A 13525-nucleotide genomic window follows, 5' to 3' on the forward strand; every position below is an offset into this window, starting at 1 on the left:
AAGCGAATTATTTTTCGATGGCGCTGTCGGCGTTTTTACGCGCCAGCTTCACCGCATCAATGCGTTTGCTGCGTTCAATCAGGTTCAGCACATGCACATAGGCCAACACGGATGAACGCACGATGTCGGTGGCCAGACCCGCGCCGTGATAACGCCGGCCCTGATATTCGATAATGATGTCGACCTGACCCAGCGCGTTTTCGCCTTCGCCTTTGGCTTGCAGGTTGTAGTCGACCATTTTCAGGTCCAGTTTGGCGATGCGATGAATAGCCTGGAACGCGGCTTCGACCGGGCCGTTGCCGGTGGCGGCTTCCGTGAAGGTTTCTTCACCGGCAGTCAGGCCAACAGTTGCACTGGCGACGTGGCCGGTATGGGTGCTGGAACTTAAAAACGCCAGCTTATAATGCTCGTCGTCATCCTGCAGATTCTGGAAGAACACTAAGGCTTCCAGGTCGTAATCAAACACCCGGCCTTTCTGGTCGGCCAGCGTCAAAAACGCCTGATAAATCTGGTCTAAATCGTAATCTTCTTTGCTGTAACCCATTTCGGTTAAGCGGTGCGCGATCACGGCACGGCCAGAGCGCGACGTCAGGTTCAGCTCATTAGTGCGGATGCCGACTTGTTCCGGCGACATGATTTCATAAGTGTTTTGCGCTTTTAATACGCCGTCCTGGTGAATACCGGAGCTATGGGCAAAAGCGTTTTCGCCGACAATGGCTTTGTTCGGCTGAATTGGCATGTGACAAATCTGGCTGACCAGGTGGCTGGAGCGGTAAATCTCGGTGGTTTTGATATCGGTGTAATAAGGCAGGAAATCACCACGAGTCTTGATAATCATCGCCACTTCTTCCAGCGAGCAGTTACCAGCCCGTTCACCGATACCGTTGACGGTACATTCAATTTGCCGCGCACCGGCCTGAATGGCGCTGATGCTGTTCGCTACGGCCAGACCTAAATCGTTGTGGCAATGCACTGAAATACGCGCCTGATCGATATTCGGCACTTTATGCATCAGCTGGCTGATGATCAGGCCAAATTCGTTCGGAATGGTATAGCCGACGGTATCCGGAATATTAATAGTGCGGGCGCCGGCTTTGATGGCCGCTTCCACTATACGGCACAGGTCATCAATTGGCGTGCGGCCGGCATCTTCACAGGAGAATTCAACATCGTCGGTATAGCGACGGGCATGCTGGATACAGGCAACCGCTTGCTCCGTGGCTTGCTCTAAGGTTTTACGTAATTTGTATTGCAGGTGCAGCGGGGAAGTGGCAATAAAGGTATGAATACGGCGGCGCTCGGCGTCTTTTAAAGCTTCACCGCAAGCGTCGATATCGGCGAATACTGCGCGTGACAGGCCACAAATGATTGGGCCTTTGACGCTTTGGGCGATCGCCTGTACCGAGGCGAAATCACCCGGCGATGACACCGGGAAACCCACTTCCATCACGTCGACATTTAAGCGCGCAATGGCATGGGCCAGCTGGATTTTCTGTTTATGACTTAAGCTGGCCCGTAACGCCTGCTCGCCATCGCGTAATGTGGTATCAAAAATCCAGATTTTGTTGTCGCTGCTCATGTCCTGTTCCTCTTGCTGAAATTTTCACCCATCAGACCTTGAGGTAACAAAAAACCCCGGCCTGTGGCTCGGGGTTTGTTTGCTGGATCCGTATTTACACTACGACCAATGCACAACACCCCGAGGTCCGATTAGGAGCACGAGGAGGCTGAGGAGAATGGCGGTCATAGTGTTTAAGTGATTCATTACTCTGTCTTTTTTCGGGCGCTTGGCCATCATTGCCGGCGCATGGTGCTGCAGATACACATCTGAACAAAGCTGCAGCGTTTCTAGTAATATCACGCCAAAATGTTGATTGCAACAGTATAGATGGCTAAATGGATACAACTTTTGGCTGATGAATTATTAAGCTGTTGGTTTTTATATAGATTTCTGGATGGCTAAATTTGAGATCGGAGCAGTAGTTTGAGCGACCGAGTGGTGATGCAGTGGCTGATAAATCAGCAATTCAGGCAAAAATTTGGCGGAAGGCGCAAAAAGCACATGACATTCAGGTAAAAGCCAGCGTAAAATCGCCGCCGTTCTGCCAAGTGCGCCTGCACATGCGACTCTGCCCGGGTGGTGAAATCGGTAGACACAAGGGATTTAAAATCCCTCGCTCGAAAGGGCGTGCCGGTTCAAGTCCGGCCCCGGGCACCACTTCTTGTTTCCTCATTTGTTTTAAATCGTTGTGCCAAACCCGCTGATAAATTCCCTTTGATCGTATTTTAATCCCTGAATGGCTTATCCATAAAAGCCGGCATACCAAACACTTACGCTTGTGAGCTGCTGATTGAACGCTTGCGCTTCAATAAAGTCCGCACCAGCCAATACAGTGTTGTCACGATAACCAGCAGCACAGGGCTCCACACACTCATCACTAACGAAGACCCGCAGACCTGAGCTGACATGGTTTTTTGTTTTACAAAGACGTTAAATACTCTGCAGCTTTGCAGGAAAACCTGATATCACGCATACACTGCAACCCTTCCGCCGTAGAATTTGTATCAATTCTGGGGATCTTTTTTTTGGAATCAGGTTGCCGGATTTATAAAAATTGGCTTGTTCGACACATACCTCAACAAACGAATCGTGTATGAACTTTTAGATATAGTCCGATTATTGGTCTACAAATAGATAGGTAAATTCCACTATTGGAGACACTCATGCCGGATGCTAACTACGAGAGTTTTTATCGAAATCTCTTTAAGTTTTTGATTTTAATCATTAGTTTTCATTTTAGTGCAGCGCATGCAGCAATTACTGCATATGTCACCTATCAGACCCATTCTGAGTATCTTGCCCGTGGGAATCCTGCACCGGGTCAGGTCATGTTCCTTCGGTCCAACACTGCAAGAAATGACGGTAACTACGATGAAGTTCCAAATGGCGGTAATGCACGGCTGAATCTCAGCGGTAATGTGACCAATAGTGCAGTCAACCTTGGTAGCACAGCAGGGTATTTCACAGTTGTTTATAACCATGCAAATTTTGCCCAGGCAACGGGTTGTACAACCAGCCCGATAACTTTCACAACTCAGCAATACATTGCCAATGGTGGAACTATCAACGTTACAGTGACCTGTACAGTGCCTGATACGACAGGGCCGCAGTTTGTCAGCGCAGCAACTAATTCTGCAGGGACCACGATTGATATTACATATGATGAAGACATTGATTATTACAGTAATGGAGCTGATTTTACGCTCAGAGAAGGCGGTGTTACCCGGACACTCAGCTACAACACTCACAACAGTACGGTACTGACACTCAACGTTTCGCCGGCGCTTTCACAGGGTACTACGCTGACTTTGGATTTCACCGACACTGGCGCTATGTTAGATTTCTCAGGGAACAGTGGTGTAAATTTCTCTAACAAACCCGTAACTAATAATGTGATTAGTGCGAACCCCACAGTGACAGATGCAAAAATTAGTATTAGTGGTGCGAGTGGCAGTGGTGGCGCGTTCAGGGCCGGAGATACCGTCACGGTCATCTGGAATAATACCGGGAGTGGGGATAACAATAGCGGTATCACCGACGTTACCGTCGATTTCTCCCAGTTTGGGGGTGGTGCAGCAGTTGTTGCGACTAACAGCAGCAATACCTGGACTGCAACATACGTGATCCCTACCGGGGCTCTTGATGCCACAAATCGCAATGTCAGTGTAACGGCGACTAAAGCCAGCGGCAGTACGACGACTGCAGATACTTCGAATGCAACGCTGGATAATCAGACTCCCACCGTCAGTGATGGGAACATTAGTATTTCCGGGGCGTCCGGTAGCGGCGGAGCATTTAAAATTGGCGATACTGTCACTGCGAGCTGGAACAACACCGCTGGCGGAGACAACAATGCAGACACTATTAGTAGTGTGACCATGAATTTTAGTGCTTTTGGCGGAGGAGCATCTGTTACAGCAACGAACAGCTCAGGCACTTGGACAGCTACATACACCATTGTTGCAGGTGCTATTGATGCAATAAACCGTAACGCTTCCGTCACCGCTACAGACAATGCAGGGAATAGTACAACTGTTGCAGATAGCAGTAATGCAACAGTCGACAACATTGCGCCAACGGTGACTGGTTCAGTACCCGATGGTGGAGCTCAGTCCACAGACCCCAGTGTTGACTTCACAGTCAACTACAGTGAATCGGTCAGTAACGTCTCGATAGATGATTTCGCATTGGGCTCAACTGGTGGTGCTACAGGCACTATTAACAACGTATCGGCGAATTCTGGTAGCAGTATTCTGATTCAGCTAACTGGTATTGCAGGGAATGGCACGCTTAAACTGAATCATCTTGGATCTACCAACGTAATAGATGATGCAGGTAATGCAGTTGTCGCCTACACCAGCGGCACCACGCACACAGTGGCCATTCCAACAGCGCCGGATGCACCGACTATTGGTGCTGCCACAGCGGGTGATGGGCAGGTTTCGGTGGCCTTTACCGCACCGGGCAATAATGGTGGTTCAGCCATTACCGGCTATACCGTCACGTCGAACCCCGGGGGTATCACGGCCGGCGGCAATGGTTTTACCACATCACCCATCACGGTCACCGGGTTGACCAACGGAACCGCTTACACGTTCACCGTGGTGGCGACTAATGCGATTGGTACCAGCGTGACCTCCGCAGCATCTAATTCAGCGACGCCGAAGGCAAACCAAACGATTACGTTCGCCAATCCGGGAAGTCAGACCTTCGGCACAACGCCAACGCTGTCGGCCACCTCAGATTCTGGCCTGACGGTGACGTTCACCTCCAGTACCACAGGTGTTTGTACTATTACATCTGGCGGCGCTTTGACTTTTGTTACTGCGGGTAGCTGTACAATTGACGCCGAACAGGCCGGCAATGGCAGTTTTAATGCCGCGCCAACAGTGCCTCAGACTTTTACCGTCAATGCCATAGTGCCAGGCGCACCCACCATCGGCACCGCCACAGCTGGCGATACACAAGCGTCAGTGGCATTCAGCGCACCAGCCAGCAATGGCGGTGCCAATATCAGCGGTTACAATGTGACGTCGAACCCGGGAGGTTTGACTGGCACGGGCGCCGGCTCGCCCATTACCGTGACCGGGCTGACCAATGGCGTGGCTTATACTTTTAGTGTGACAGCGACGAACAGTGCCGGGACTGGCAGCGCGTCTGCGGCATCAAACGCTATTACGCCGGCATCGCCACAAACCATAACTTTCAATAATCCCGGCGCGCAGAACTTTGGTACAGCACCAACACTGACTGCCACTTCGGACTCTGGCCTGACTGTTACTTTCACTTCCAGTACCACCGGCGTTTGTACTATCACCAGCGGTGGCGCTCTGACGTTTATTACGGCGGGGACTTGTACTATCAATGCGGACCAGGCCGGTGACAGCAGTTATCTGGCCGCTCCTCAGGTCAGTCGAAGCTTTACTGTGACGGCTGTCGTTGCAGGGGCACCTACAGCGGCAACGGCCACTGCGGGTGATACACAGGCCAGTATCGCCTTTACCGCACCGGTGAATACCGGTGGCGCGATGATTAGTGGATATACAGTAACCGCGAATCCCGGCGGGCTGACCGGCACAGGTGCGACATCACCGATTATCGTGACCGGGCTGACCAATGGTCAGGCTTATATGTTCACTGTAACGGCGGATAATTCAGCCGGTACCGGCCCTGCTTCGGCGGCATCAAACAGCATCACGCCAAAAGCGGCACAAACCATCACCTTTAATAATCCGGGCGCGCAGAACTTTGGCACTACGCCCACGCTGACGGCCACTTCAAATTCCGGCCTGACTGTGGCTTTCACATCCAGTACTACCGGGGTTTGTACTAGCACCAGTGGCGGCGCTCTGACCTTTGTCACTGCCGGCACTTGTACTATTAACGCCGACCAGGCGGGCAATGGCAGCTATCTGGCGGCCACTCAGGTCAGCCGTAGCTTTACGGTGAATGCGGTGGTAGCGGGGGCGCCGGTGATTGGGATTGCCACAGTGACAGGAGCAACCAGTGCCAGTCTGACATTCACTGCGCCGGCGTCAAATGGCGGTGCCGTTATTACCGGATACACCGTCAACAGCACACCAGCCAGCACGCCGGTGAATATCGCGGCTTCTCCGGCGACTATTAGCGGCCTGACCACAGGTCAAAGTTATACCTTTACCGTCACAGCAACGAATGCAGCCGGCATAAGCAGTGCCTCAGCAGCATCCAACGCGGTGGTCCCGGCCAGTCTGAATGTCGCGCCGGTGATTTCCGGCAGTCCGGCCACAACGGCAACGGCAAATGTGGCTTATGCATTTACACCAACAGCCAGTGATGCCGATACCGGCACAACCCTGACGTTCAGCGCCAGCAATGTGCCGGCCTGGGCAAGTTTCAGCAGCAGTACCGGCACCTTGAGCGGAACTCCTGCTGAAACGGATGTGGGCAGCAGTGGCAGTATTGTCATTAGTGTCAGTGACGGTGAAGCCAGTGCCAGCTTGCCGGCATTCAGTATTACAGTGCAAACAGGCAACAAAGCGCCGGTGATTGGCGGCACGCCTGCGACCAGTGTCAAAGCGGGAACGGCGTATAGCTTCACGCCGTCAGCCAGTGATGCGGACGCCAATGACACCTTGAGCTTTAGTATTAACAACAAACCCGGCTGGGCCAGTTTCAGTACCAGTAACGGCAGTCTGAGCGGCACGCCGGCGCAAACGGATGCCGGGACGACCAGCGGTATTGTGATCAGTGTCAGCGACGGCAAAGTCAGCACCACCCTGCCGGCGTTTAATCTGCAGGTGATTGCCAATACGGCGCCAGTCGCGACACCAGGCAGCAGCACGCTGAACGAAGATGAGCCGGCCAGTATTGATTTGGGAGGCACAGATGCTGATGGGGATGTCCTGACGGTGCAGGTTCAGTCGCAACCACAACACGGGACTTTAACGCAAAGCGGTAACGCCTGGTTGTACACGCCACAGCAAGACTACCATGGTGCGGACAGCCTGAGCTTTATTGTCAAAGACGCCACGCAAAGCTCTGCGCCGGCAACGTACAACCTGACCGTCACGCCAGCCAATGATGCTCCGGTCGCAGTGGATGATGTATTGAGTCTGGCGCGAAGCAATAACGACCAATATGTGCTGAGCGTGCTTGGCAATGACAAAGATGTTGATGGCGACACGCTGCAGCTGGCCGGCGCTTCGGCTGCGGTCGGGATTGTCACTGTCAGCGGCACCAGCCTCAATTACACCGCGCCGGCACAATATACAGGCCCGGTCACACTCCAATACAGTGTCAGTGATGGCAAAAAAGGTCTTGCCACCGCGGCTGTCAGTCTGACAATCACCGGCGCAGCCAGTGACCTGCTGCCGGTCATTACTGTACCGGCGGATATTGAAGTCAACGCCACCGCGCTCTTTACCCGGGTGCAACTTGGGACTGCAACCGCCGTTGACAGAAATGGCCGGCGTCTAAGGGTGTCGATGGTGAACGGCTCGCTGTTCTTCGCCCCGGGGGTGCATCAGGTGTACTGGCAGGCAACCGATGCTGAAGGCAATACCGCGACCAAAACGCAACAGGTCCGGGTGAATCCTCTGGTATCCCTGAGTAAAAATCAGGTGGTCAGTGAAGGCAGTGCTGTGCGTGTTGAAATGTTGCTCAATGGCCCGGCCGTGCGCTATCCGGTGCAAGTGCCTTACACCGTGTCAGGCAGCGCTGGCAGCAACGACCATACGCTTAGTAGCGGTACTATCGAAATCAGCAGTGGTCTCAGTACCAGCCTGGAATTCGATGTACTGGACGATGCGGTCAGTGATAACGGTGAAAATATCATTATCACGCTCGGCAGTGTGAATGCCGGGTCGCAGCGCAGCACGACCGTGCAGATCACTGAAAATAACGTGGCTCCTGTGCTGAGTCTGAATTCGAGCCAACAAGGCGAAAACCGGCTGACGGTGAGCCAGAACGGTGGCCTGGTCGCGCTGAATGCTGTAGCGACGGATGCCAACGCCAATGATGTGCTGACGCTGAGCTGGCAATCTACGTTGCCTTTGTCCGGTGTCGATGCCAACAGCCGCAGTGTGGACCCATCTGCGCTGACGCCGGGAGTGTACCCGATCAGTGTGACGGCGACAGACAATGGCAGTCCGGCGAAGAGCGCCACGGCCCAACTGTTTTTGGTAGTGCAGCAGTCATTGCCGGCATTGACCAGCACAGATACGGATGGTGACCTGATCCCAGATAATCTGGAAGGCTTTGCTGACGAAGACCGCGATGGCCTGCCGGATTACAAGGACAGCATCAGTGAATGTAACGTAGTGCCGGAAGCGGATACGGAGCAACAGGCGTTCCTGGCAGAAGGTGAGCCTGGAGCCTGCCTGCGTCGTGGCCAGCAATCGATTCTGGCCAGCAGCGGTGGTTTAGAGCTCGGCAACACGGAAATTGAGACCGATACAGCTGCGCAGAATATAGGCGGTATTTTTGACTTCATCGCCTATGACCTGCCACAGGCCGGACAGAGTTATCAGTTGATTCTGCCACAACGTTCCCCTGTTCCTGCCAACGCTGTATACCGGAAATATAACGACAGAGAAGGTTGGGTGGCATTTGTCAGCGATAGCAAAAATAATGTGCGCAGTGCGCTGGGCGAAAAAGGTTTCTGTCCGCCACCGGGTGATGCTGCTTACACAGCAGGCTTAAGTGCCAATCATTGGTGTGTGCAGGTGACAGTCGAAGACGGCGGGCCGAATGATGCTGATGGTTTAGTCAATGCAGCGATTGTGGACCCGGGTGGTGTTGCAGTGCCTGTCAGTTCGAATAAACTGCCGCAGGCCAAACCTGACACCACCACCACGCGGATGAATCAGGCGGTGATGGTGAAAGTTCTGGCCAATGACACGGATGCGGACAATGACGCGCTGACCGTCAGTCAGGCGGTGGCGAATTTCGGTGTGGTGAAAATAGAGGCTGATAGCAGTCTGACTTACACCCCGGCGAAAGACTATGTTGGGACAGATGTCGTGGTGTACAGCGTCAGTGACGGTAAAGGCGGCACCTCCAGCAGCGAGTTGACTGTGACAGTCAGGCTGAATAACCAGCCAATTGCCGGAGCTGACACGGCAGCGACCGATGACCGTACGGCTATCAGCATCAATGTGCTTGGCAATGATACCGATGCAGACAGTGACCCGCTGAAAGTGGTCAGTGCCAGCGCGCTGACCGGCACGGTCACTATCGAAACCGACAATCGGCTGCGCTACACGCCAAAATCCGGTTTCAGCGGTACGGATACAATCAGTTATCGCATCAGTGACGGATTTGGTGGTGAGGCTAGTGGTCAGGTGAGTGTCACGGTGACCGCATACCAGACGGTCACCGTCAGCAACAAGTCCTCCGGTGGCGCGACGTCAGCGCTGTGGCTGACGGTGCTGATGCTGCTGGGATTAGGACGTCGGTACGGCGTGCTGTTGTTACTGCCGCTGGCCGGTTTGGCACAGGCCGGCGACTGGCAGCTGCAATTGGGGGCCGGGCAGAGTAAGGTCTCGCAGTCGGGTTCTGCGCTGCAACAGGCGCTGCCAGCCGGCGCTGTGCGTAGTATTGATGATTCGGACCGGGCGTTCAGTCTGAGCCTGCAGTATCAGTGGTTCGAGCGGCTGGACGCCGAAGTCGGTTATCTGGACCTTGGCGAAGGCGAGGCCGACATTGCAGCGGACACCTTGACCCCGGTGCAGTATCATCAGGCCGTGCAGCAGCTGACGCCGGTGCTTGGTGATGGTGTGTTTGCTGGCCTGCGGATTGGCTTATGGCAGCAATACGGCTGGCGATTGCAGTTACCGCTGGGCATGCACAGCTGGAAAAGTGATTTGAGTAGTACGATGAACGGTAGCACATTGAACAGTGAAACGGACGGGACTGACCTCTATTACGGCCTGGCCCTGCAATATCTGCATGACGCGCATTGGGCTGCCGGGGTTAGTTGGCAGCAAATAGCATTGGAGCCGGAAGATGTTCAGGTGCTGCAGTTTACGATCAGTTACCGATTTTGAAGTAGTGAGTATTAATAGCTGAAAAAGAAGGCCTGCATTTTTAATTCATAATGCAGGTCTTTCATTATTCAGCAGAGTTGCTGTGATTCAATAGTGTGTGGTAGTTAGGATATAGAAACTGGGTTGACTGACCAGATTTACGTTGAGTATTCGCATTGGCTCTCCCCCCAAAAGCGCTCTAAACTTTCTTATTTATTGTAAGTGATTGTTTTGTAGTGTTATTTTTTGGATTGTTGCTTTTAAATCCCTCGCTCGAAAGGGCGTGCCGGTTCAAGTCCGGCCCCGGGCACCACTTCTGCTGACCCCTTGTGGTTTTTACAGTCCAGATTTTCTCCCAGACCATCAGCCACAACCTCATAGTCCGAATCAAAGCCAATAACCGGTCATGTTTATCATGTCCTGGTCATCCAAAAAGCTGAGCTTTAAGCGCTTGCTTTAACGCGCTTGCGCTTCAATAAAGTCCGCACCAGCCAATACAGTGTTGTCACGATAACCAACAGCACCGGGATAAGCAGGACAGGCAGCCCCAACAATGTGCTCTTGCGCACAATCGCCGGGAATACCTGCATCTGACCGGCGAAAAAAGACCCGGTGGCAATCAACATGGCAAAACACATCCGCCACAAATGCCTTACCAAACGCTGCGCACCCACTATTTGGCCGGCCCGTAACAAACGCAGATCCAGCGCTGCGCATAACAAACTAACTACGCCGAAAAAGACCAATGTCTGGGGCGGGCTGTTTCTGGTGATCAGAGTTTTTGGGTCTTCGACAAAATTGAACCATAGGCTCAGTGAATACACACCCACTATCGCCGCGACCACAGCAAGGCCGGCCAACAGCCGATAGCTATCCGCGACTTTGCGCTTAACGACCAACCAGGATGTCCCCACCAAATAGGCAGTGACCAAAGCAACCACGCCAGTCACATGGTCGGTGCGCAGGAAGAATGAAACAATCGCGGCACTGCCGGTCATGATCAGCATCGACATGGTAAACATATTGCCGGCTTTGCGATGCAGCGGTGAACCTTTGGCGGCAATCATCGCCATTGCACCAGCCAAAATGGCCACTAAGCCCGCGATAATATGGATCCACGTCATAAATAACCTTTTGTCGTTGCAGATTTGATGCTGACAGAATAAGCCACTTCAGGACGTAGTTCGGCGCTGCTATTGATGAACTGCGGATCGGACAGACCTGACGACGTTCTATGCTGACAGATGACGAAAACGATGGTCTTTGCTGCGGCTATATAGTTGTGTTTACATTGTGGCGGCTTCATTGTTCCGGACCGGAAAGCGCCCGTCATTCATCTGCCGATAGCGTCATTTACGCCAACCAAGGCGTCAGCCATCATCTGAGGGCATCCCTGCTAGTGCTTTGCAGTGTAAGCTAGACGTATTCCCTCATTGCTAAACGCAGCGAGATTACCAATGAAAAATTCTGCTGACACTTTAGAGCGCGTATAACTATGCAACATGATGAACCTGCTGTTTCATTAGCGTCGACCCCGCCAGCGCCTCCGCCGATATTTGGTTGGCAGCGACTGCGCTTATTGCTTTTGGTCTGTGTGCTGTTCAGCGCGCTGTGGATCCCCATTTTTGTGTCCAGCTGGGTAATACCGCCAATCCGTCTGCTGATGCTCGGCGGCGTGCAATTGCTCGCTTTTGGCATCTTCGAGCGCTGGCCAAAAAAATTACCGAGCTGGATGGCGCGCTGGGTGTTGCAGGTGTTAGCGGTCGCGGTCGTGGCACCTTTTGCGGCTGTGTTGATCATTTCCGTGACCAACCTTGCCCATCCGGAAGTGTGGAGTACGGATCCGAAAAAAATGTTTGGCTTTGCGATTTTGCTGTTCATCGGTCTGGTAGTGTCACCGTGGATTGCGATGTCGGCGCTGTACCGTCATATCAGCGGCCAGGCGCAGCGCCAGGCGTTGTCTTTTGAGCTGGAACGTAGCAAGTTAGCCAGAGATGCACTGGATTCTCGGCTGCGTTTATTGCAGGCGCAGGTCGAGCCGCATTTTTTGTTTAACACTTTAGCCAACGTGCGTGAACTGGTCGATTCCGGCTCTTCACAGGCCTCCGAAGTGCTGGGAAGTTTGATCACCTATTTACGCGCGGCCGTGCCCAATTTGCATAACAGTGCCACCACGTTGGGGCAAGAATTAGAGTTGGTGCGGGCTTATCTTGAATTAATGCATATGCGGATGCCTGATCGGCTGCAGTTTGCGATCCACGCTGAACCCGAGGCTCTGGCCGTGCAATGCCCGCCGATGACGTTGTTAACGCTGGTGGAGAACGCTATCCGCCATGGCATCGATCCCAGTGAAGAAGGCGGTCGGATTGACGTTTCGGTGCGGTTACAAGACGGTCGTTGTCTGACTGAGGTGAAAGACACCGGCGTTGGGTTAAGTGATAAGCAGGCGAGTCAGGGCTTAGGCACAGGCCTCGCTAATCTGCGGGAACGCCTGCAGTTGGTGTTTGCCGGTCAGGCCCAACTCAGCCTGACGGCACTGGAGCCACATGGTTTTTGTGTCAATATCAACATTCCGGCGCAATGGAGTCCTGCCGTGACTGCACCAACTGCCGCATCTGCAGGAGCATCATATGCTGCCAACTAAGCCAACCGCGTTAATCGCCGACGATGAACCTTTGCTGCGCAGTGCGTTAGCGCGGATGCTTGCGGCGACCTGGCCCGAATTAACTATCGTCGCGCAGGCGCGTAATGGCCGCGAAGCAGTGGAACAGTATCAGGTGCATAAACCCACCGTATGTTTCCTGGATATCCACATGCCGGGCATGACCGGCATTGAGGCCGCACGCCAAATTGGCCGCGGTGCGCATCTGGTGTTTGTCACCGCCTACAGCGAATATGCCGTCGAAGCTTTTACCCAGGGCGCATTAGATTATTTAGTCAAACCCGTGGTTCAGGACCGATTGGCAGAAACGGTGCTGCGGCTGCGCGAACGCTTAGGCACGGCGCAGGAAGCGCCTGATATCGATCTGTTATTGGACAAATTAGAAGCGCGGTTACAGAAAAAAGCCGCGCCAGAACCGTTACGCTGGATTAAAGCATCCATCGGCCAGTCGGTGCGGATGATCGCCGTCAGCGACATTGATTTCTTGCGTTCCGATGAAAAATACACGCTGGTTGGCTGGCGCGACCACGAAGGCAAGGCCGCCGTCGCCCTGATCCGCACACCACTGAAAGAGCTGGTCGAACAGCTGGATGCCAGCCACTTTGTGCAAATCCACCGCTCAGTCGTGGTCAATCTGGACCGCGTCAGCCACGTCATTCGCGGCGACAACGAAACCGCCACCGTCTACTTAAAAGGCCGCAGCGAAAACCTGCCGGTCAGCCGCAGCTATCTGCACCATTTTAAGCAGATGTGAGGGGAGTGGTTGCACATATTTCTGATCATCAACAAACCACT

5 protein-coding genes and 1 tRNA gene are annotated in these 13525 nt (G+C 53.4%); 4 read left to right on the top strand and 2 right to left on the bottom strand.

Going from position 1 to position 13525, the window contains the following annotated elements:
* Positions 1-7: 7 nt before the first annotated feature.
* On the bottom strand, positions 8-1579 hold the full coding sequence (gene leuA / locus ACQ66Q_RS10830; RefSeq protein ID WP_430456811.1) for a 2-isopropylmalate synthase: 1572 nt from the start codon (positions 1577-1579) through the stop codon (positions 8-10).
* 552 nt (positions 1580-2131) lie between these two features.
* Between leuA and ACQ66Q_RS10835 the strand changes: the two genes are divergently transcribed.
* Together ACQ66Q_RS10835 and ACQ66Q_RS10840 are read left to right on the top strand one after the other, a co-directional pair.
* Positions 2132-2218: transfer RNA gene (locus ACQ66Q_RS10835), tRNA-Leu, on the top strand.
* A gap of 671 nt (positions 2219-2889) precedes the next feature.
* Positions 2890-10089 (top strand): Ig-like domain-containing protein, encoded by a 7200-nt coding sequence (locus ACQ66Q_RS10840; protein WP_430456812.1) that lies wholly within the window; start codon positions 2890-2892, stop codon positions 10087-10089.
* 422 nt (positions 10090-10511) lie between these two features.
* Here the strand turns inward: ACQ66Q_RS10840 and ACQ66Q_RS10845 are convergent, their stop codons facing one another.
* The gene (locus ACQ66Q_RS10845) at positions 10512-11192 is read right to left on the bottom strand and encodes a hypothetical protein (protein WP_430456813.1); all 681 of its coding nucleotides are present in this window, start codon (positions 11190-11192) and stop codon (positions 10512-10514) included.
* A gap of 503 nt (positions 11193-11695) precedes the next feature.
* Here ACQ66Q_RS10845 and ACQ66Q_RS10850 point away from each other — a divergent pair.
* Together ACQ66Q_RS10850 and ACQ66Q_RS10855 are read left to right on the top strand one after the other, a co-directional pair.
* Entirely contained in the window at positions 11696-12712 is a 1017-nt protein-coding gene (locus ACQ66Q_RS10850) for a sensor histidine kinase (RefSeq protein WP_430456814.1), read from the top strand.
* Positions 12699-13484 carry a LytR/AlgR family response regulator transcription factor gene (locus ACQ66Q_RS10855; protein WP_430456815.1) on the top strand — a complete coding sequence of 262 codons (786 nt, stop codon included), beginning with the start codon at positions 12699-12701 and terminating at the stop codon, positions 13482-13484. The genes ACQ66Q_RS10850 and ACQ66Q_RS10855 overlap by 14 nt, the downstream gene beginning before the upstream one ends.
* Positions 13485-13525: the final 41 nt, after the last annotated feature.

Origin of the sequence: Rheinheimera sp., assembly GCF_965283995.1 — a bacterium.
GTDB lineage: Bacteria > Pseudomonadota > Gammaproteobacteria > Enterobacterales > Alteromonadaceae > Pararheinheimera.

Bases quoted from the DNA above. Each gene is read 5' to 3' on its own strand.
- leuA (WP_430456811.1), bottom strand. From the start codon at position 1,579: ATGAGCAGCGACAACAAAATCTGGATTTTTGATACCACATTACGCGAT.
- ACQ66Q_RS10840 (WP_430456812.1), top strand. From the start codon at position 2,890: ATGTTCCTTCGGTCCAACACTGCAAGAAATGACGGTAACTACGATGAA.
- ACQ66Q_RS10845 (WP_430456813.1), bottom strand. From the start codon at position 11,192: ATGACGTGGATCCATATTATCGCGGGCTTAGTGGCCATTTTGGCTGGT.
- ACQ66Q_RS10855 (WP_430456815.1), top strand. From the start codon at position 12,699: ATGCTGCCAACTAAGCCAACCGCGTTAATCGCCGACGATGAACCTTTG.